The organism is Bacillus sp. D48C (assembly GCF_053345735.1).
The window spans coordinates 655-20,652 of the sequence record NZ_JBKFAQ010000001.1 but is presented as its reverse complement, the minus strand read 5'-3'; the positions used below and the strand labels follow the sequence as shown (position 1 = coordinate 20,652).

15 protein-coding genes, 14 tRNA genes and 2 pseudogenes are annotated in these 19,998 nt (G+C 37.7%); 8 read left to right on the top strand and 23 right to left on the bottom strand.

Features of this window, described 5'->3' with window-relative positions:
- Positions 1-67: 67 nt before the first annotated feature.
- Both ACLBXA_RS00175 and ACLBXA_RS00170 read left to right on the top strand, forming a co-directional pair.
- Positions 68-1,021, top strand: a complete 954-nt coding sequence (locus ACLBXA_RS00175; RefSeq protein ID WP_000425770.1) for a 1,4-dihydroxy-2-naphthoate polyprenyltransferase — start codon at positions 68-70, stop codon at positions 1,019-1,021.
- A 264-nt stretch (positions 1,022-1,285) separates the two neighbouring features.
- The gene (locus tag ACLBXA_RS00170; protein WP_000957354.1) at positions 1,286-2,017 is read left to right on the top strand and encodes a yteA family sporulation protein; all 732 of its coding nucleotides are present in this window, start codon (positions 1,286-1,288) and stop codon (positions 2,015-2,017) included.
- Between the two features lie 44 nt (positions 2,018-2,061).
- On the opposite strand, the gene cspD is transcribed toward ACLBXA_RS00170, so the two are convergent.
- Positions 2,062-2,262 carry a cold-shock protein CspD gene (gene cspD, locus ACLBXA_RS00165; RefSeq protein WP_001193052.1) on the bottom strand — a complete coding sequence of 67 codons (201 nt, stop codon included), beginning with the start codon at positions 2,260-2,262 and terminating at the stop codon, positions 2,062-2,064.
- Between the two features lie 322 nt (positions 2,263-2,584).
- On the opposite strand from cspD, the gene ACLBXA_RS00160 reads away from it, so the two are divergent.
- Positions 2,585-3,367 carry a TIGR00266 family protein gene (locus tag ACLBXA_RS00160; RefSeq protein WP_001147844.1) on the top strand — a complete coding sequence of 261 codons (783 nt, stop codon included), beginning with the start codon at positions 2,585-2,587 and terminating at the stop codon, positions 3,365-3,367.
- A gap of 214 nt (positions 3,368-3,581) precedes the next feature.
- Positions 3,582-3,731, top strand: coding sequence for a hypothetical protein (locus ACLBXA_RS00155; RefSeq protein ID WP_000521642.1), 150 nt, complete (start codon positions 3,582-3,584; stop codon positions 3,729-3,731).
- A 251-nt stretch (positions 3,732-3,982) separates the two neighbouring features.
- Here ACLBXA_RS00155 and ACLBXA_RS00150 read toward each other — a convergent pair whose 3' ends face one another.
- A complete protein-coding gene (locus ACLBXA_RS00150; RefSeq protein WP_000037218.1) occupies positions 3,983-4,753 on the bottom strand; it encodes a MerR family transcriptional regulator in 771 nt (256 codons plus the stop codon).
- A 140-nt stretch (positions 4,754-4,893) separates the two neighbouring features.
- Here ACLBXA_RS00150 and ACLBXA_RS00145 point away from each other — a divergent pair, with 140 nt between their 5' ends.
- Entirely contained in the window at positions 4,894-5,616 is a 723-nt protein-coding gene (locus ACLBXA_RS00145) for a lipase family protein (protein WP_001260110.1), read from the top strand.
- Between the two features lie 314 nt (positions 5,617-5,930).
- Here ACLBXA_RS00145 and glgP read toward each other — a convergent pair whose 3' ends face one another.
- The 5 genes from glgP to glgB all read right to left on the bottom strand — a co-directional run bounded on the left by glgP (position 5,931) and on the right by glgB (position 13,969).
- Positions 5,931-8,339 (bottom strand): glycogen phosphorylase, encoded by a 2,409-nt coding sequence (gene glgP / locus ACLBXA_RS00140; protein ID WP_000494094.1) that lies wholly within the window; start codon positions 8,337-8,339, stop codon positions 5,931-5,933.
- An 18-nt stretch (positions 8,340-8,357) separates the two neighbouring features.
- Entirely contained in the window at positions 8,358-9,788 is a 1,431-nt protein-coding gene (gene glgA / locus ACLBXA_RS00135) for a glycogen synthase GlgA (RefSeq protein ID WP_002081949.1), read from the bottom strand.
- A 112-nt stretch (positions 9,789-9,900) separates the two neighbouring features.
- Positions 9,901-10,935, bottom strand: a complete 1,035-nt coding sequence (gene glgD / locus ACLBXA_RS00130; protein WP_000504159.1) for a glucose-1-phosphate adenylyltransferase subunit GlgD — start codon at positions 10,933-10,935, stop codon at positions 9,901-9,903.
- 18 nt (positions 10,936-10,953) lie between these two features.
- Positions 10,954-12,084, bottom strand: a complete 1,131-nt coding sequence (glgC, locus tag ACLBXA_RS00125) for a glucose-1-phosphate adenylyltransferase (protein WP_000057602.1) — start codon at positions 12,082-12,084, stop codon at positions 10,954-10,956.
- Entirely contained in the window at positions 12,032-13,969 is a 1,938-nt protein-coding gene (gene glgB, locus ACLBXA_RS00120) for a 1,4-alpha-glucan branching protein GlgB (RefSeq protein WP_000111401.1), read from the bottom strand. Before glgB ends, glgC begins: the two co-directional genes overlap by 53 nt.
- Positions 13,970-14,439: 470 nt before the next feature.
- Here glgB and ACLBXA_RS00115 point away from each other — a divergent pair.
- Positions 14,440-14,562 (top strand): annotated as a pseudogene (locus tag ACLBXA_RS00115) (TasA family protein); the annotation flags it as partial.
- Positions 14,553-14,906: pseudogene (locus ACLBXA_RS00110) on the top strand (dockerin type I domain-containing protein); the annotation flags it as partial. The pseudogenes ACLBXA_RS00115 and ACLBXA_RS00110, both read left to right, overlap by 10 nt.
- 174 nt (positions 14,907-15,080) lie before the next feature.
- Here ACLBXA_RS00110 and ACLBXA_RS00105 read toward each other — a convergent pair.
- Together ACLBXA_RS00105 and ACLBXA_RS00100 are read right to left on the bottom strand one after the other, a co-directional pair.
- Positions 15,081-16,025, bottom strand: coding sequence for an L-lactate dehydrogenase (locus tag ACLBXA_RS00105; protein ID WP_336455446.1), 945 nt, complete (start codon positions 16,023-16,025; stop codon positions 15,081-15,083).
- Positions 16,026-16,489: 464 nt separating this feature from the next.
- Positions 16,490-17,089 (bottom strand): TetR/AcrR family transcriptional regulator, encoded by a 600-nt coding sequence (locus ACLBXA_RS00100; RefSeq protein ID WP_000592778.1) that lies wholly within the window; start codon positions 17,087-17,089, stop codon positions 16,490-16,492.
- 321 nt (positions 17,090-17,410) lie between these two features.
- Here ACLBXA_RS00100 and ACLBXA_RS00095 point away from each other — a divergent pair, with 321 nt between their 5' ends.
- Complete coding sequence (locus ACLBXA_RS00095; protein WP_015945917.1) at positions 17,411-18,634, top strand: MFS transporter; 1,224 nt, start codon at positions 17,411-17,413, stop codon at positions 18,632-18,634.
- A 146-nt stretch (positions 18,635-18,780) separates the two neighbouring features.
- Here the strand turns inward: ACLBXA_RS00095 and ACLBXA_RS00090 are convergent.
- From ACLBXA_RS00090 to ACLBXA_RS00025, 14 genes are all read right to left on the bottom strand, one after another.
- Positions 18,781-18,852: transfer RNA gene (locus ACLBXA_RS00090), tRNA-Glu, on the bottom strand.
- Positions 18,853-18,857: 5 nt separating this feature from the next.
- A tRNA-Ser gene (locus ACLBXA_RS00085) sits at positions 18,858-18,948 on the bottom strand.
- Between the two features lie 7 nt (positions 18,949-18,955).
- Positions 18,956-19,030: transfer RNA gene (locus ACLBXA_RS00080), tRNA-Asn, on the bottom strand.
- 7 nt (positions 19,031-19,037) lie between these two features.
- Positions 19,038-19,114: transfer RNA gene (locus ACLBXA_RS00075), tRNA-Ile, on the bottom strand.
- Between the two features lie 10 nt (positions 19,115-19,124).
- Positions 19,125-19,195 (bottom strand) — tRNA-Gly (locus ACLBXA_RS00070).
- Positions 19,196-19,208: 13 nt separating this feature from the next.
- Positions 19,209-19,284 (bottom strand) — tRNA-Lys (locus tag ACLBXA_RS00065).
- Positions 19,285-19,294: 10 nt separating this feature from the next.
- Positions 19,295-19,370, bottom strand: a tRNA-Thr gene (locus tag ACLBXA_RS00060).
- 14 nt (positions 19,371-19,384) lie between these two features.
- Positions 19,385-19,460 (bottom strand) — tRNA-Phe (locus tag ACLBXA_RS00055).
- A 9-nt stretch (positions 19,461-19,469) separates the two neighbouring features.
- Positions 19,470-19,545: transfer RNA gene (locus tag ACLBXA_RS00050), tRNA-Asp, on the bottom strand.
- Between the two features lie 3 nt (positions 19,546-19,548).
- Positions 19,549-19,625: transfer RNA gene (locus ACLBXA_RS00045), tRNA-Met, on the bottom strand.
- Positions 19,626-19,651: 26 nt separating this feature from the next.
- Positions 19,652-19,727: transfer RNA gene (locus ACLBXA_RS00040), tRNA-Val, on the bottom strand.
- A 4-nt stretch (positions 19,728-19,731) separates the two neighbouring features.
- A tRNA-Glu gene (locus ACLBXA_RS00035) sits at positions 19,732-19,806 on the bottom strand.
- Between the two features lie 17 nt (positions 19,807-19,823).
- Positions 19,824-19,915, bottom strand: a tRNA-Ser gene (locus tag ACLBXA_RS00030).
- A 2-nt stretch (positions 19,916-19,917) separates the two neighbouring features.
- Positions 19,918-19,992, bottom strand: a tRNA-Asn gene (locus ACLBXA_RS00025).
- Between the last annotated feature and the right edge of the window lie 6 nt (positions 19,993-19,998).

The following is a 19,998-nucleotide window of genomic DNA, read 5'->3' as shown; positions in this document are numbered from 1 at the left end:
GTTGACACTAAATGATGCTTTTTCTACACTTAGTTGTGTACAATATGTGACCAAAGGAGGATTCAACATGGAAATGAACGTCAAAACGAATTCCTCTCCTACGGCGCCAAAGCCAAGTAAGCAAACAGGCTGGCGCATCTGGTGGAGTTTACTACGTCCCCATACATTAACAGCCGCTTTCGTACCTGTTTTCATCGGAACAGCATATTCGATGCAGGTCGGAGGTATAAATCAAATACATCTTCCTCTTTTCCTTATGATGCTTCTTGCTTGTCTTCTCATTCAAGCAGCAACAAACATGTTTAATGAATACTTTGATTATAAAAGAGGACTTGATCACGAAGGTTCAGTTGGTATCGGCGGCGCTATCGTTCGCGATGGCATTCAGCCAAAAACAGTGCTTAACTTAGCATTTGGATTTTTCGGCATCGCAATACTATTAGGTGTTTATATTTGTATGAATTCTAGTTGGTGGCTTGCTGCAATCGGTCTTGTTTGTATGGCCGTTGCTTACCTTTATACAGGTGGCCCACTTCCAATTGCATATACACCATTTGGAGAGTTGACAGCCGGATTATTTATGGGTGTCATTATTATTGGGATTTCATTCTTTATTCAAACTGGCACTGTAACATCAGAAGTCATTTTACTATCTATTCCAAGCTCCATTTTAATTGGTGCCATTTTACTAGCTAATAATATTCGTGACTTGGATGGCGATAAAGAAAACGGTCGTAAAACGTTAGCAATTCTCGTTGGACGTGAAAGAGCTGTTGGTGTACTTGCTTCGATGTTCATCGTTTCCTACATTTGGACAATTGCTTTAATTATCGTGGGCATCGTATCACCATGGATGCTTATCGTATTTTTAAGTGCACCGAAAGCATTTAAAGCGACGAAAGGCTTTATCGGCAAAAGCATTCCAATGGAAATGGTACCTGCGATGATTGCAACAGCAAAAACAAATACAATCTTCGGTTTCCTAATGGGAATCGGATTATTACTTGGATATTTCCTATAAAGTGAAACTTTAATCAATGGAGGGGTTGTTCATTTCCACTGATTATCAGCCCTCACCAATCGGGCGTTTACGGGCAGTTAATCTCTCACCTAGCTTCTTTGCTCCAGCCGAATTTGTAGGTGGGAGTTTTACTGCCCGGCAAATAGCGGGGTAAGAAGGAGCTGCTTATGCGGCTCCTTTTTCATATCTGAAATTCATCTCATAATTCCTACTCTCAACGCTCATACTATGTAAAGAAACTGAATTGTAGGAAGGTGGACGACTATGTTAACTCCACAACAAATAGGTCAATTTAAATCCATTTTAGAAAAACAAAAACAAGAACTAGAGCAAACGATACAAACTCATGAAAATACAGATCGTGCTTCTGAACGCGATTCAGTAGGAGAACTGTCTAGCTATGACAACCATCCAGGTGATATGGCTACAGAATTATACGAACGAGAAAAAGATTTCGGACTCATCGAATTTTGGCATAAACAACTAGATGATACAAAACATGCACTGCAAAAAATCGAAGCGGGTACGTACGGCATTTGCGAAGTGTCTGGCGAAGAAATTCCATTTGAAAGATTAGAAGCAATGCCGACTGCTACAACATGCATCCAGCACGCGACAAATAAGTTAAATATGAATACACGACCAGTTGAAGAAGAAGTGTTGTCTCCTTCTTTCCACAAGCATGATGAGGACCATTCTGTTGAGTACGATGCGGAAGATGCGTGGCAAGATGTCGCAAATTACGGAACATCTGAAACGCCGTCTGATTTAGAAAGACAAGATTCAAAAAACTATAATGGCATGTATGTAAATAGTGAAGAAAACGTAGGCTACGTGGAGGATTTTGAAAACTTTATCGGTACGGATATGTACGGGAAAAACCCACAAGTTTTCGCTACAGAGGAACATGAAGAATATGAACAAATGCTTGATGACTTTGAAGAGCGTACCTTTAAGGGCGAATTATCTTCAAATGAATCTAGTTCCAAAGAATAAAAAAAAGCATTCCGAAAATCGGAATGCTTTTTATCGCTAGCTAATTAGTTTTTTGTAACGTTAGCTGCTTGTGGTCCGCGGTTTCCTTCAACGATTTCGAAAGAAACTTCTTGACCTTCTTCTAAAGTTTTGAAGCCGTCGCCTTGGATAGCTGAGAAATGTACGAATACGTCTTCTCCGCCTTCAACTTCGATGAAGCCAAAACCTTTTTCGCCGTTAAACCATTTAACTTTACCTGTTTGCATGTCATGTACCTCCTAAATAAAAATGAAACTATGAATCCACATGAAAAGGTGGATATAAAGGACATGAATGTATAACAAGCTTACAGCCTTTAATACAACGTGCTTTATTTCCGTACCACATTATGTAGCTCAATAGTGTTTTCACTATATCATGCTATGTCGAAAACGTCAAATGAGAACACTTTCATTCCATCATTTTTTATAATCCTAGTATAACCTTAAATTTTCATTCTACTTTTATTCGAAAATTAACAAAACTATAGTGTTCTAATTCTTTTAACTTCTGTACAATATAATTACTACATATTTATGAGGTGAAAAAATGCAAGCACATGAAATCGAATATAAGTTATATGGCGATGATATGCAATTTGTTGAAATTGAATTAGACCCAAAGGAAAGCGTTGTCGCAGAAGCGGGCGCAATGATGATGATGGAAGACTACATCGAAATGGAGACAATCTTCGGTGATGGTTCTGGCCCATCTAACGGTCTATTCGGAAAATTAATGGGAGCAGGTAAACGTCTCGTTACAGGTGAAAGCATGTTTATGACTGTATTTACAAATACAGGGCACGGCAAACGCCACGTCTCATTTGCTGCTCCTTATCCTGGTAAAATTATTCCTGTAGATTTAACAGAATACCAAGGGAAAATCGTTTGTCAAAAAGATGCCTTTCTTTGTGCCGCAAAAGGTGTTTCTATTGGAATTGAATTTACAAAAAAAATAGGAACTGGTTTCTTCGGTGGTGAAGGTTTCATCATGCAGAAACTTGAAGGTGACGGCCTCGCTTTCATGCACGCAGGCGGAACTGTATATAAACGTGAATTAAAACCTGGTGAGAAACTTCGCATTGATACAGGTTGTCTCGTTGCCATGACAAAGGATATTAACTATGATATCGAATTCGTTGGAAAAGTAAAAACAGCTCTATTTGGCGGTGAGGGTTTATTCTTCGCAACATTAGAAGGTCCTGGAACAGTTTGGATTCAGTCCTTAACACTTAGCCGATTAGCAGCACGCCTTACAAGCCCAGCAGCGCAAAGTACTGGTGAAGGTAGTGTATTAGGTGGACTTGGTCGTTTATTGGATGGGAAAGAGTAAAAAGGGCCCTTATGTTGGCATGGCCATCGACTAATAAAATACTACAATTAAAACACCCTTGCTTGCAGTAATGCAGTGAAAGGGTGTTTTAATTTACGTCTACAAACGAGAAAAAACAGATGAAATAAAGTAATAAGGTTTACTTCAGTAAAATAAGGTATATTATATTTGTTGAATAGATTCTCTTTCAAGACAAGAAAAGTAGGTGAACAAAGTGGGAAAATATCAATTAGATTCCAAAAGTCAGGTAGCTGTGGCAAAGTTTCATGAAAAACAGAAGCCTGCCAAATTTGATAAAAAGCAGCAACTTGAACAATTGCGTGCGGAGTATTTGAAAAAGAAGCAAAAACAAACAGATAAATAATATGTTTTGTTTCCCGAAATTTTCTGTATATAGTACGAACAAACACAAGAAAATAGGTGATTTATTCATCTTTCAAATATATACAGGCTATTTTTTCAAACCTCTTACAAGCCCAGCATTATAAAGTACTGGTGAAAGTAGTATATTAGGTGGCCTTGTTCGCCTTTTAGATGGAAAAGAGTAAAAAATGCCTCCAATGCAAAAAACATTGGAGGCATTTCTCTAAAGTTTATGAATATGGCATTTTATTTTTACTGCGGAGGGCTATACATACCATTTCGAATCATATAATACTCCATCGCGTCATTAAGCCATGCCTCTTCTTCTTCCGTGTAAGGAGATGGCATCATATTATTATATTGTTCTTCTACATTCTCTAATTTACCTAAAGAATACATTGTCTCTTCACCAACATACTTAAGAGTCGCCTTCATATGTTCATCAACCAATTTTTGCACTTCTGAATCCTCAATTTCTCTTCCAAATAACCTTTTCACTTCTTTTGCTAAACGCACAAACTCTTTATCAAGTGCTATACCTTCTTCTTCCGGCTTATTATATAATCCATTAGCCAATTCTTTTGATACATATCCTTCAAGCCATAAACTTTGTTCGTTTTCTTTTTGAATGCTGTTAATTAGACTCATTAATATGTCACTATCCAACTCTTCATCTTCCTCAAGACATACCCTTGTTCGTTCAAGCGCCTTTATCGAAACTTCAATGTGTTTTTTCTTTTCTTCAAAGGCTTTTCTTTGTTGTTCCAACGTTTCTTTTAAACTTACATTCAAACTTGGAATTGTAAGCATGACGCGTATTTCTTCTAAACTATATCCTAATACTTTAAGACTGACTATTTTCTGTAGCTCTAATATATCTTTTCCTTTGTACACACGGTGACCAGAGCTAACGTTCTTTTCAGGTTTAAGTAGTCCAATTTCATCGTAATATTGTAGTGTCCGTATTGATGTGCCTGTTCTCTTTGAAAACTCACCAATTGAACAGCCTTCCTTTTTGCTCATCTTACACTCCTCCTAACAATATGTTTACAAAAATCATACTCCCTCACGTAACTGTAGGTTCAAGCTTTTTTCCAAAAGAATGAATCAAGTTCCTCACTGCATATATTAAACTATACCTTTTCTTAAGGAGGGCTTCCTTAATGCGTACTCCTTTATCCTTTGATAAAGACACTGCCATACTGTTAGCTTCTTGTTGTGAGTTAACGTATGAACAATATAAACAAAATGGTATTTTCGAAATACCAGATGGTTTTCAATATGTACAAGGGTTTCAAGGAAAGGCCATTCAAACAACAGAATGGTTCGGATTTATATTAGAATCTGAGGATACAATTATCGTTGCCTTTAGGGGCACTCAAACAGACCCAGATTGGATTATTGACTCTCTTGTCAATCAAAAACCTTATCCTTATGCTTTAAATGGTGGAAATGTCCATAACGGCTTTCTCTCTATTTATGAGTCTTGCCGTGATTCTATTATGGATATGCTCGTATCATTGCCAGCACATAAAAAACTGCTAGCTACTGGGCATAGTCTAGGTGGCGCGCTTGCCACATTACACATATTAGATGCACGTATAAATACTGCCTTCGCACAGTATGGACTTTATTCATTCGCTTCCCCAAAAGTAGGAGATATCGCTTTTCGAAATTATTATAAACTACAAGTAGCTAGTAGCTTTCGTTTCGTCAACTTGTTCGATGTCGTTCCACTTCTCCCTCCCCGAAACATAAATTTTAATGATCATGATTGGGAGTATGCACACGTCCATCACAATATGACATTTACAAAAAACACAAAATCCATTACAAATAATCATTCCATTACAACATACAAAACATGTCTGACTTCTCATTTTTAACCAGTAAACAATTGGAAATAAAATATTCATATACTATAATACTCTATGAAGTTATTTTTGGATGAGGGGACCTTACATGTTAAAATTTATCTTCACACTTTTTCTTATTGTAATTTTTACGGTCACAGGTTTCTTTACATTTTCATACTTTGCGACAGGAGAGTATGATGGGGCAGGTATAATATATACCACTATTCCATTTCTTTCTTAAGCAAAATAAATAAAACGAGCTTAAAAAAAGTAAGCTCGTTTTATTTATTAATATCAATTTTTGTTAGTAAATAGATAATATATCCCCCAACGTAGCAACCTCTTTAAAACTGTTTAACTGCATTACCAATACCCCAAATTTCATTGCTGTACTGCAAAATCGTTCGATCACTCGCAAAATGACCAGACTGTGCAATATTTAAAATCGACATTTCTAGCCACTTTGTTCGGTTCTCATAAGCTCTACCAACAGCTTCTTGTCTTTCAGCATATGGACCAAAATCTCGCAGAACGAAATATTCATCATTTTGAATAACGAGAGAATCATAGATCGCTTCAAATTCAGCACCCGATTGTGCAAAGAAACCATTTGTTAATTGATCTACTATTTTTTTAATGTGCCTATTGTGGTGATAATAGTCACTTGCACGATATCCACCATTTTGATGGTAATGAAGAACCTCTTCTGCTGTTAAACCGAAAATGAAACAGTTATCATCACCGACCCGGTCTTTTATTTCAACGTTAGCTCCGTCTAGCGTTCCAAGTGTAATCGCACCATTCATCATAAATTTCATATTGCCTGTTCCCGATGCTTCTTTACTCGCCGTTGAAATTTGCTCACTTACATCCGCCGCCGGGAATATATCTTCAGCTAAAGAAACTCGATAGTTTTCTAGAAAGATAACTTTCATATATTGACTAACATACGGATCATTATTTACTTTTCTTGCGAGTTCATTTATTAATTTAATAATTTTTTTCGCGTAATAATAACCAGGTGATGCTTTCGCTCCAAAAATAAAAGTACGCGGATAAAATGTAAAACTAGCATCCTCTTTCAAACGGTTATACAAATATAAAATATGAAGAACATTTAATAATTGTCGTTTGTAAGCATGTAATCTTTTCACTTGCACATCAAAAATAGAATTTGGATCAATCGTAACCCCCATTGTATTATGAATGCGCTCCGCTAAAATCTCTTTACGTTCTTGTTTTACTTCTGCAAATTTCTCTTGGAAACTCGCATCATATTGAACTGTTTGCAACGATTGAAGCTTAATCGGTTCTTTCTTCCACTCTGGTCCAATCGCCTCTGAAATGAGATTTGTTAACTGTGGATTTGCTTTCATAAGCCAGCGCCTATGAGCAATTCCATTCGTCTTATTATTAAACTTATCTGGATAAAATTCATAAAACAATCGCATTTCCCGCTGCTTTAATATTTCCGTATGAATTTTTGCTACACCGTTTACGCTATGGCTACCGACAATTGCTAAATGAGCCATTTTCACAAGATCATGCGCAATAATTGCCATGTCTTCAATGCGATGCCATTCATAAGGATAACGTTCCCAAAGTTCATGACAGAAACGTTCATTAATCTCTTCAATAATCATATAAATTCTCGGTAATAATGGTTTAAAAATGTGAATTGGCCACTTTTCGAGCGCTTCTGATAACGTCGTATGATTCGTATAAGAAATCGTCTGCGTCGTTATGTGCCAAGCTTCTTCCCATGTTAACTTTTCTTCGTCTAGTAAAATACGCATCAGTTCTGGAATTGCTAAAACCGGATGTGTATCGTTAATGTGAATCGCAATTTTTTCATGTAGTTGACGAAGGTCACCATATCTTTCTCTATGCATTCGAACGATATTTTGCAAACTTGCTGATACGAGGAAATACTGTTGTTTTAAACGAAGTATTTTTCCCTCATCATGCGTATCATCTGGATATAAAAACTCCGATACAGCCTCTGTTTCGCGCTTATATTTCAAAATATCTTTGCAGTTTTGCGGGAAAGGAACTGGTTCAGCATTCCAAAGTCTAAGTGTATTTACAGTACTCGTCTCATAGCCTACTACCGGCACATCATATGGCACCGCCATAATGACTTCTGCATTTGTATGCCTAAACTCTAAACGCCCGTCAATTTCTAGCGGTTCAACACTGCCAAAATAACTTACTTCTACAGCTTGATCATGTCTTCTTACTTCCCATACGTTTTCATGAAGAAGCCACTGTTCTGGAAATTCAACTTGATAACCATCAACAATTTTCTGATCAAACAAACCATGTTTATAACGAATTCCACAGCCGTGTCCTGGTAAGTTTAAAGATGCAAGTGAATCAAGAAAACAGGCTGCTAAGCGTCCAAGTCCACCGTTACCAAGGCCTGCATCTGCTTCCACTTCTTCTAACTCTTGTAACGAAATCCCTAGTTCAGATAACCCCTGCTCGCATACATCTCTAATACCTAAATTCAAGATGTTACTTCCAAGCAAACGTCCAAGCAAAAACTCAATAGACAAGTAATACATTTGCTTTTGCTCTCCTGATCGATAACTCTCGTTCGTTGCAATCCATTGACTATTCATATACTCACGTACCATATGGCCGAGCGTATTATATTGATCACGATTTGTAGAATCTTTGAAACTTTTCCCATACATCGTCTCTAACTTTTCTAGAAAAGTTGATTTAAAACTTTCAACATGAGTAAACATTTTTTCACCACCTACATGTTATTCCATGAGACTTTTATACAATTCCTTATAAGCAAGAGCCGATTGCCTCCAGCTATAATCTTCAGTCATCGCTTGTTTTACAAGCTGCTCCCACACTGGTTTATCGTGATAAAATTCAATTGCACGGTGAACCGTATGCAGCATGTCATGTGCATTAAAGTTCGTGAAACTGAAACCATTTCCTTCGCCTGTTTCTTCATCATAAGAATGTACCGTATCGTTTAATCCACCTGTTTCTCTTACAATTGGAATCGTACCGTACGCCAATGCGATAAGTTGTCCAAGTCCACACGGTTCAAACAGCGATGGCATTAAAAATAAATCGCTTCCCGCATACACTTGGTGCGCTAATTCTTCATTAAATCCGATATAAACTTTTACCTTCTCCGGATACTCATATGCCATCCACTCAAAGAATTGCTCATATTCCGAATCACCTGAACCTAAAATAATACATTGTACATCTTCTTCCATTATTTCGCGGAATACAGTGCGTACTAAATCAAGACCTTTTTGCTTCGTTAATCTCGTTACCATTGAAATAATTGGTGTATCCTCTTTTTCTGGCAAACCAAAATAACGCTGCAAAGCGCGTTTATTTTCACTCTTTTCATATAATGACTCTGCATCATACTGAGCCTTAATATATGAATCCGTTTCTGGATTATATACGCTCGTATCAATACCATTTACAATGCCACTAAGCTTATCATTATATTTTCTCAGTAATCCATCTAACTTCTCACCGAAAAATTCATATTGAATTTCTTCTTTATACGTCGGGCTCACCGCTGTAATTTGATCCGAAGCGATAATACCGCCTTTCATAAAGTTTATGTTTCCATAAAACTCTAGCTGCTCACTATGAAAATATTCATCACCAAGCTCTAACAAGTCGTACATCACTTCAGAAGGAAATACTCCTTGGAACTGCAAGTTGTGAATCGTATATACCGTTTTAATACGCTCATATAACGGGTTATCTTGATACTTTTCACGAAGTAAGAAATTAACCATAGCCGTATGCCAATCGTGGCTATGAAGAACATCCACTTCAAAATCAAGATGCGGAATACACTCTAACACTGCTTTTGAGAAATAAGAAAAACGCTCCCCGTCATCATAATGACCATACAGAGAATCTCTCTTAAAATAATATTCATTATCTATTAAGTAATACGTAATTCCGTCTTGCTCACCTTTTAAAATTCCGCAATATTGATTTCTCCACCCAAGCGGGACGTTAATTACTTTATGTAACGTACATCCATCTCTTAACTTTTGCGGAATGAGACTATAATTCGGAAGTATAATACGAACGTCCACTCCTAATTTTTTCAGCTCTTTTGGGAGCGCACCCGCTACATCAGCTAATCCTCCCGATTTCACAAACGGTACACATTCTGATACTGCAAATAAAATATTCACTTGTTGTCCCACTGCGCGAAAAGTTTTTATACTCCTCTTGCAGCTTCCTCCCTTCGAGTTTTCATTTAAATTAAAACTTTAATCAGTGGGAGAAAAAGCCCCCACTGATTCTTTAGGAATAACTATTAATCGTACTGTTTTGTACGCTTCCTTTTTCTACAACATATGGCTCATCGATGTTTCCTTTTAATACGACACCGTCGCCAATTTTCACGTCTTTATCAATAATAACACCGTCTATTATACAGTTATCTCCAATTTGGCTCTTTTGCATAATAATACTGTTACGAATAATTGAACCTTTTCCAATTTTAACCGAACGGGAAACAACACTGTTTTCGACTTCCCCTTCAATAATACTGCCATTTGCAATCATTGTATTTTTCACGACTGCACCCTTTAGATAACGAGTTGGCGGCTCATCTTTTACTTTCGTAAAGATCGGCGCTTCTTTCTTAAATAATTGCTTCCAAATAGCAGGCTGCAAAATTTCTAAGCTATGTTTATAGTAACTTTCAATCGAATCAATAATAGCTACATATCCTGTATGCTCATACGTAGCAATATGCAGTGATTTTCCGCGCTTTTCTCTCACTACATCAAATAAACTGTATTGCTCCACATCTTTATATGTCTCAAATAAATCTAACAATAATTGTTTCTTTAACACGTATGTTTGAAGCGAAACCCCTTCATGGCAAACTTCCGTAATATCAGCTGCCGTATGTATATGTCGCTCTAACACCGCCTGGAAATTTAATGCTGTTACGAGATGGCTATTCGTAATAACAACGTACTCTTCTCTGCTTCTTAGAAAATAATCAATATGTCTTCTAAAGTGTGCAAAAGACCCAAACTCATCTTGGTCACATTGGCAATTTGGCGGGAATAAAAATAGTCCGTCTCGTTTTCTATCTAAATCCCACTGTTTTCCTGAACCAACATGGTCCATTAGTGAGCGATTTTTATGACTTGTAAAAACCGCTACACTATGAATATTAGAATTCACCATATTTGAAAGCATGAAATCAATGAGTCGGTAACGGCCCCCAAACGGTAACGCCGCTAATGAACGATGCCCTGTTACTTTCTTTAAGGAAGGAAAACTTCCCGTTGCATTAATAATTCCTAACATTTTTTCTCCCATTCATTTCATCCCCCTTTTCTATTTCCCTTCAGCAATGAGTACTACATCGTCGACATTTTTTTCTGGACGAATAATTGTTCCATCTTCAATAACCATTTCCGAACCAACGATCGCTCTTTCAATCACAACATTTTTACCAATCTTTGCTCCTGGCATAACGACAGAATCAATAACCATACTACCTTCTTCCACCGTCACCCCTTGGAATAACACAGAATGCTTCACGTCCCCTTCAATGACGCATCCTTCGTTAATAAGTGATTCTTCTACTTTTGCCTTTTCTGCAATATATTGAGGTGGCTCATTTGGATTCACAGAATAAATACGCCAATTACGATCGTTTAAATTCAGCGATGTTTCATCGCGAAGTAAATCCATATTCGCTTCCCATAAGCTTTTCACCGTTCCAACATCTTTCCAATATCCTTCAAATGGATACGCCATTAGCTTCTTCCCTTCATCTAATAAAAGTGGAAGTACATCTTTTCCGAAATCATTACTAGATTCAGGATTTCTTGCATCCATCTCTAAATACTCTTTCAAAATTGCCCAGTTAAAAATATAAATTCCCATTGATGCAAGATTACTTCTTGGAAATTGTGGTTTCTCTTCAAACTCAACAATCTCCATCTCTTCATTTGTATTCATAATGCCAAAGCGACTCGCTTCATCCCAAGGTACTTCAATAACAGAAATGGATACGTCCGATTCTTTCTCAATATGGTAATCTAGCATCTTACTGTAATCCATTTTATAAATATGGTCGCCTGATAAAATGAGAACATACTCCGGTTCATACTGACTTAAATAGTTTAAGTTTTGATAAATGGCACTTGCCGTACCTGTATACCACTTCACCCCTGAAGACTCCGCATAAGGAGGTAATACTGTGACTCCACCGTTTACTCGGTCTAAATCCCACGCATTTCCAATTCCGATATAATTATGAAGTTCAAGTGGTTGATATTGTGTTAAAATCCCAACCGTTTCAATACCAGAATTCGCACAGTTACTTAGCGTAAAATCAATAATGCGATATTTACCACCAAATGGAACAGCTGGCTTGGCTAAATTTTTTGTTAATGCACTTAAACGACTACCTTTTCCCCCTGCTAGTAACATTGCTACGCACTTTTGTTTTTGAGCCATCTTGTTTTTTGCTCCCCTTTCTCGTCTTCACTGGTCGTAATATGGATACGCCAAATGGTGGAATTGTAATCTCTACATGTGCTGCTTGATTATGGTACGGTTCTAGAATCGTCTTAAGACGTTTCTTATTCACTTGCCCCGAACCGCCATATTGCTCAGCATCACTGTTTAAAATCTCGTTATAATACTCGAAATCTGGTACACCTACTTTATAGTTTTCATATGTAGCTTTCGTAAAATTACATACGACAACTAACGCATCTTCTTGTTTATCCCCTTGGCGGATAAAAGAGAAAATACTTTGCTCATTATTATTAGCATCAATCCACTGAAAGCCTTCAGGTGAATGGTCAAGCTGCCAAAGTGGTTTTGAGCGCTTATACAATGCTATGAGCTCTTTAAAGTAATCATGCATATAACGATGCATTTCAAAATCATGTAAATTCCAATCTAAATCTTCAAGGTCTTTCCACTCATCAAACTGTCCGAATTCTCCTCCCATGAAAAGTAACTTCTTTCCTGGGTGAGTAAAGAAATATCCATATAATAAACGAAGCTGAGCAAACTTATCCCAGTAATCACCTGGCATTTTATTTAATAACGACTTTTTCCCATGAACGACTTCATCATGAGAAAGTGGTAATATGAAGTTTTCAGAGTACGCATATAGTAAAGAAAACGTCATTTTCTCATGAATGTGTTTCCTATATTCAGGCGCACACTCCATATATTTCAGTACATCATTCATCCAGCCCATGTTCCATTTGTAATTGAATCCAAGCCCACCTTCATACGTTGGAGTTGTTACAAGTGGCCAAGCTGTTGAATCTTCTGCCGTCATAAGAAAATCTTCATCCTCTGCAAACACTGCTTCATTTAACTCTCTTAAAAATGAAACAGCATGCTCATTACTTTGCTCTTGTCCTTCTTTATTCCAGTACAACATGTTCGCAACTGCATCTACTCTGAAACCATCAATATGGAAATATCTCATCCAAAATAACGCATTTGAAATTAAGAAATTACGTACCTCTCTCTTCCCTAAATCAAAATTGACAGTTCCCCATACTGGATTTTCTTGTACATCTTTATCTTTATATTCATAGGTCGGTGTGCCATCAAACAAATATAAACCGTGAGCATCTTTACAAAAGTGCCCCGGCACCCAATCTAAAATGACACCGATTCCATATTTATGACATTCGTCGACAAAATACATTAAATCATGCGGCGTACCAAATCTACTCGTCGCTGCATAATATCCCGTTCCTTGATATCCCCAAGAACGATCATATGGATGCTCAACAAGCGGCATAATTTCAATATGTGTAAATTGATGTTCCACCACATACGGGATGAGCTCTTCTACCATTTCCCTGTAAGAATACAGCGTTCCATCTTCTTTCTTTTTCCAAGAACCAAAATGTAATTCATAAACTGTCATCGCTTCTTTATAAATCGGTTTTTTCTTTTTCTTACGAGTCCAGTTTTTATCATTCCATTCATATCCTTTTATATCAAAAACTACAGATGCCGTATTCGGTCTTACTTCTGCATATATAGCATACGGATCTGCCTTTAAAATGACGTCACCAGCCAACGTTTCAATCGCATATTTATATATTTCTCCTTCTTCAATATGCGGTATAAATAAGGACCAAATGCCTTCTTCTGTCACTTGTAGCATCTTATGTTGCTCATAATCCCACTCATTAAAATCTCCAACAACACTCATTGCTTTCGCATGAGGAGCCCACACTGTAAATCGTACCCCTTGAATCTCATCTTCCGTCACAACATGTGCGCCAAAGATGTTATAACTTTCATAGTACTTTTCTGTATGAAACTCATCTCGTTTCACTTCTTCACAATTTATTACACTCAATATGCTCACCTCACTTAGATGACAGAATTTTTTATACTTTAACTATTTCTGCGAAAAACTGCAATATCCTTGTTAATTTATAAAAAATATTCGTTTTTTTCTTAAAAATGTTAGTTTTTCTTCACATTTCCGTGTAAAATATCGAATTTTGACGAATATTCATTGAAAACGCTTTATTATTCTTCTATATTTTTACCTATTATTTTTTCTCAACCTTTATTTTATTAGATTTATCCTATTTTTCATGCTATTTTTCATTCAAAATCAAAACAAAATAATCTGTCATAAAAAAATGTTTCTCAACATTTTTTGTCACAATTTTATTGAAATGCAAAATTCATAAGCATATACTCGCTCTCAATAAAGAACTTAGATCTTCCGTAACTATAATTCATAGTGGACTACTATGTTTACTTATTTATCCTTGTTGCGAACGGTCACTATGAAAATTTAACTAGGAGGGCTTTCTTATGTCATTAAAACAAAAAGTAGGAATGGGAGTTGTCACCGCTTCACTTGGTTTATCCCTTACATTCGGAGGTGTATTCGCCTATTTCAGTGATTCAGAAACATCGAGTAACTCATTTCAAGCCGCCTAACAACGAAGCTTGGTACTGAAAAAGACGGTAAGCTGCTTGGCCAATATTATTATGCAAGACCTGACGAAAACCTTGCCGGCGATGTAAATGGTGATAAAGTAATCCATATTAAAGATGCTAAAATTATCGCTAGCAACTACATTAAAAAAGGACTAACTGTAAAAGACGGAGATCTTAATAAAGATGGAATTGTCGACGGAAAAGATATTCGCTTCGTTGAAAAGAACTTCTTGAAAAAAGGTCCAGATGCATCTAAATCACAAACACCTGTAGAAAAATCAAAAAGCGGTACACTGACAGATATTTTAAAGAAGTTAGGATTAACACCTAAAAAATAATCATAAAGAGCACTCTATATAAAATAGAGTGCTCTTTTCTATAAATGACCCTTATCCAGCAAAAGGGGTATATTGGGGATATACAAGGGAAACCGGAAAAGGAATTTATATTGAATTATATATAAATCCAGAAGTAAGAAGCAGGTCCCCACTTCCGGATTATTTAGCAATTAATTATAGTACTGGTGCCATAGTTTCTTTTAATACTTTTACAGAATGAGCGAATTTCGCTTTTTCTTCTTCATTTAGCTCAAGTTCTACGATTTCACGTACACCTTCGCGGTTAATAACAGCTGGAACACCTACGTAAGCATCTTTCTCACCGTATTGACCTTCAAGGTATGCAGATACAGTTAATACGCTGTTCTCGTTGTTTAAGATCGCTTTAGTTATACGAAGTAGTGACATACCGATTCCGTAGTAAGTTGCACCTTTACGTTCGATGATATGGTAAGCTGCATCACGTACATTTTCGAAGATTTTATCTAAGTCTTCTTGTTTGTACTGTTCGTTGTTAGCTAAGATTGTTTCTAGTTTTTGTACACCGATAGTAGCGTGGCTCCATACTGGAAGTTCAGTGTCACCGTGCTCACCAACGATGTAAGCATGAACGTTACGTGGATCTACATCTAAGTAGTCACCTAACATGTAACGGAAACGAGCAGAGTCTAAAGTAGTACCAGAACCGATTACGCGCTCTTTCGGTAAACCAGATTCTTTCCAAGTTACGTAAGTTAAAATATCAACCGGGTTAGTTGCGATTAAGAAGATTCCATCGAATCCGCTATCCATAATGCCGCGAACGATTTGTTTAAAGATCTTTGTATTTTTCTCAACTAAGTCTAAACGAGTTTCACCTGGCTTTTGTGGTAACCCAGCAGTGATAACAACTAGATCTGCATCTTTACAATCTGCATAGCTACCGCTCCAAACTTTTGTTGGTGATGGAGAGAATGGTACCGCATGGCTTAAGTCCATTGCTTCCCCTTCTGCTTTTGCTTCATTAACATCTACTAATACGAATTCTTCAGCTACACCTTGGTTGATCATTGAGTAAGCGTAACTACAACCTACAGCTCCTGTTCCTACTAATACTACACGATTGATACCTTTTTTCATGGTAATTTCCCCTCTCTATTGTTCACATATATTTTTTTATGATTGTTTAAGTAATTAATTAAAATACTAATTTAATGTTGTTTAACTTCTTTACATTCATATTGTAGCACGTATTATTGTGAATTACTTCACAATTTATGACCTATTTGTGAACTTTTTCACATAGAGTGTAAAGTTGTTAGATCAGGTGTGGAATCCATACCAAATTAGGTGTTTTCTTTAGATTGTGAATAAAAATGTATGATTCAATTACTCACTGTAACTAAATTCACTTTCTATAATAAAAATCCTAACATTCACAAAAAATGTAATCACATTATAAGATTAAACTGACTGATCACATCATTCCCTTACAAGATGGACGTCAATTAGCTTATATAGAATACGGTTAAATAAATGAATTAGCCTATACTTTATCACCTCCCTTTTAATCATTACTATATATTAAAAAATATCCGTTAAAATTATGCATTCTTTTCTAATAATAAACCATTCAATATAAGTGATAGGCTATGCAAAGCTTTAGACAACCGTGCCTCTGCATCTTCAGAATTCGCAATCCAACAAGCAAGGTCCACTAGTCCGCCATTTATATATCTTGCTAAAGCTTCACAGTCCGTCTTTTCAATAATACAGTCCTTCATTAATTGCTGAAGCATCTCGGCCATCGTCACTAAACATTGTGACTGTGATGATTGATAATAACTAGTTCCTAATACTGCTGGTGCATCTCGAAGTACGATTCGCTGAATTTCTGGATTAAGTGCCATCGTTAAATATGCACGACAACGCCCAACAAACCCTTCCCATTTTCCTTCCGCTTCATCTGATACTTTCCCTAATTTATTATCCATTTCCATATCAATTTCTTTTACAACTGCTTCTAACAATCCTTTTTTATCACCAAAATGATGATAAATTGCACCACGTGTTAAACCGACAGATGCTGTAAAATCATCCATAGACGTATTTACATATCCAACTGTACCAAAAGCCTCTCTTGCTGCCCACAGCAATTTAGCACGTGTTTCAGTAATCATTTCTGCTCTCGTTTTTTTAATCATCTTTTCCTCCTACTTCTATTCATTCTCTTTATTCAAAATGAATTGCACTATAGTATCGTTCTCTATATAAAAGAATAACTCCTTTAAACATCGGCTCTATCCAGAGATAAAACATTTCAATTGACATACGCTCCGTATGTTAATATGATATTGGCATACGGTGCGTATGTCAATTATTTCTAGCTTACAAGATAATATAACTTCTTACCTATACCCTACATTGACTCACTGTCCCTTTTTATAGAAGGTATTAATGAAACAGAGGAGGAGTTAAAAGAATGAAGAATGTATATGTACACGTCAAATATTGTGGTGATTATCATGTTTAATTCCTACCGTGAGATTTTCAGTGCTCCTGGTACAAAAGGATTCTCATTAGCAGGATTTATAGCTCGTATGCCCATATCAATGATGGGTATTGGTATTGTTACCATGTTATCTCAAGTAAGTGGTGACTATTGGCTTGCTGGAGCTGTTGCAGCTACCTTTACATTATCATCAGCTTTACTAGCTCCTCATATTTCTCGGATGGCTGATCAATTAGGGCAATCTCGCATACTTCTTCCGACTACAGGTATTAGCGTTTTCTTTACAATCCTCTTACTTCTATGTACGAAATATGAAGCTCCTTATTGGACGCTATTTCTATCCGCTTTATGTGCAGGTTGTATGCCAAATATGTCAGCTATGGTACGTGCACGTTGGACTAAACTATACCGCGGATCCCATAAATTGCATACAGCATTTTCCTTCGAATCGGTCGTCGACGAAATTTGCTTCATAATTGGTCCTGTATTATCTGTCAGTTTAAGTGTTATGTTCTTCCCAGAAGCAGCGCCACTTTTATCATCTGTTTTTCTTACAATCGGGGTATGCCTATTTACTATGCAAAAAAGCACAGAACCGCCTGTACACCCTCGCGACATTACAAACAACGGAACAGTATTTAAAATTGGTTCTTTGCGAGTACTAGTATTCACACTCATTGCTATAGGTACTATCTTCGGCACAATAGATGTCGTTAGTGTAGCTTTTGCTGAGCAGCAAGGAAACACAGTAGCTGCTAGCTTTGTACTTTCTGTCTATGCAATCGGTTCATGCCTGGCAGGCCTTATTTTCGGTACCCTTAAACTCAATACCCCACCCTATAATCAGTTTTTAATAGCGGTCACACTTTCCATGATAACAATGCTGCCACTAGTTTTTGTAAACAGTATTACTTGGCTAGTAGTTATTGTTTTCTTTGCAGGGCTATCTGTCGCTCCTACTATGATTATTACTATGGGGCTTGTGGAAAAAATCGTACCTGAATCAAAGATAACCGAAGGAATGACTTGGGCAATTACAGGACTTGGAATTGGAGTCTCCCTAGGATCAGCGATAGCTGGTTTAGTTATTGATAACTTTGGAGCCCATGTAGGATTTAATGTGGCTATTATAGCAGGAGGCCTTGCCTTAACTATTGCACTTTTAGGCTACAAAACTCTTCACTCCGCATATAGTCATGTTGTTATTAAACAAGATGAACATTCAATAGAAAGTTAAAACATATTCAAAAAATAGGATTACTTTTTCTTATGTATGAGAAAAGGTAATCCTATTTTAAACTTATTATTTATAATCTGTCATAGCTTCTTCTATATCTATACACAACAAAAAAGAGATAGCAGATTATGCTATCTCTTTTAGTATGACCCGTACGGGATTCGAACCCGTGTTACCGCCGTGAAAGGGCGGTGTCTTAACCACTTGACCAACGGGCCAGTTCTGGCAGAGAAGAAGGGATTCGAACCCTCGCACCGCGTTCGCGATCTACTCCCTTAGCAGGGGAGCCCCTTGAGCCACTTGGGTACTTCTCTATAAATATGGCTCCGCAGGTAGGACTCGAACCTACGACCGATCGGTTAACAGCCGATAGCTCTACCACTGAGCTACTGCGGAACAATTATGGTGGGCCTAAATGGACTCGAACCATCGACCTCACGCTTATCAGGCGTGCGCTCTAACCAGCTGAGCTATAGGCCCATAATTGAAAAGCGGGTGAAGAGAATCGAACTCTCGACCAGAGCTTGGAAGGCTCTTGTTTTACCACTAAACTACACCCGCATAAAATTGAAAATGGTGAGCCATGAAGGATTCGAACCTTCGACCCTCTGATTAAAAGTCAGATGCTCTACCAACTGAGCTAATGGCTCATTTTGAAAGTGGTGCCGGCTAGAGGACTTGAACCCCCAACCTACTGATTACAAGTCAGTTGCTCTACCAATTGAGCTAAGCCGGCTTGCGACTTCAAAATGGTGGCTCGGGACGGAATCGAACCGCCGACACGAGGATTTTCAGTCCTCTGCTCTACCGACTGAGCTACCGAGCCTTATTAAAATGGCGGTCCCGACCGGGGTCGAACCGGCGATCTCCTGCGTGACAGGCAGGCATGTTAACCACTACACCACGGGACCATTTGGTTGCGGGGACAGGATTTGAACCTGCGACCTTCGGGTTATGAGCCCGACGAGCTACCGTGCTGCTCCACCCCGCGATAATACTATTTATATAAAATTCATATGGTGGAGGATGACGGGATCGAACCGCCGACCCCCTGCTTGTAAGGCAGGTGCTCTCCCAGCTGAGCTAATCCTCCAAAGTGGTGACCCGTACGGGATTCGAACCCGTGTTACCGCCGTGAAAGGGCGGTGTCTTAACCACTTGACCAACGGGCCAAATATTATAAATCCTATGGCGGAGAGCAAGGGATTCGAACCCTTGATACGCTTGTGACGTATACACGATTTCCAATCGTGCTCCTTCGGCCAACTCGGACAGCTCTCCAATGGCTCCGCAGGTAGGAATCGAACCTACGACCGATCGGTTAACAGCCGATAGCTCTACCGCTGAGCTACTGCGGAATAATA

Excerpts from the sequence above, each read along its gene's own strand:
- ACLBXA_RS00175 (WP_000425770.1), top strand. The coding sequence starts at position 68 with ATGGAAATGAACGTCAAAACGAATTCCTCTCCTACGGCGCCAAAGCCA.
- ACLBXA_RS00170 (WP_000957354.1), top strand. The coding sequence starts at position 1,286 with ATGTTAACTCCACAACAAATAGGTCAATTTAAATCCATTTTAGAAAAA.
- cspD (WP_001193052.1), bottom strand. The coding sequence starts at position 2,262 with ATGCAAACAGGTAAAGTTAAATGGTTTAACGGCGAAAAAGGTTTTGGC.
- ACLBXA_RS00160 (WP_001147844.1), top strand. The coding sequence starts at position 2,585 with ATGCAAGCACATGAAATCGAATATAAGTTATATGGCGATGATATGCAA.
- ACLBXA_RS00150 (WP_000037218.1), bottom strand. The coding sequence starts at position 4,753 with ATGAGCAAAAAGGAAGGCTGTTCAATTGGTGAGTTTTCAAAGAGAACA.
- ACLBXA_RS00145 (WP_001260110.1), top strand. The coding sequence starts at position 4,894 with ATGCGTACTCCTTTATCCTTTGATAAAGACACTGCCATACTGTTAGCT.
- glgP (WP_000494094.1), bottom strand. The coding sequence starts at position 8,339 with ATGTTTACTCATGTTGAAAGTTTTAAATCAACTTTTCTAGAAAAGTTA.
- glgD (WP_000504159.1), bottom strand. The coding sequence starts at position 10,935 with ATGGGAGAAAAAATGTTAGGAATTATTAATGCAACGGGAAGTTTTCCT.
- glgC (WP_000057602.1), bottom strand. The coding sequence starts at position 12,084 with ATGGCTCAAAAACAAAAGTGCGTAGCAATGTTACTAGCAGGGGGAAAA.
- ACLBXA_RS00105 (WP_336455446.1), bottom strand. The coding sequence starts at position 16,025 with ATGAAAAAAGGTATCAATCGTGTAGTATTAGTAGGAACAGGAGCTGTA.
- ACLBXA_RS00100 (WP_000592778.1), bottom strand. The coding sequence starts at position 17,089 with ATGATTAAAAAAACGAGAGCAGAAATGATTACTGAAACACGTGCTAAA.
- ACLBXA_RS00095 (WP_015945917.1), top strand. The coding sequence starts at position 17,411 with ATGTTTAATTCCTACCGTGAGATTTTCAGTGCTCCTGGTACAAAAGGA.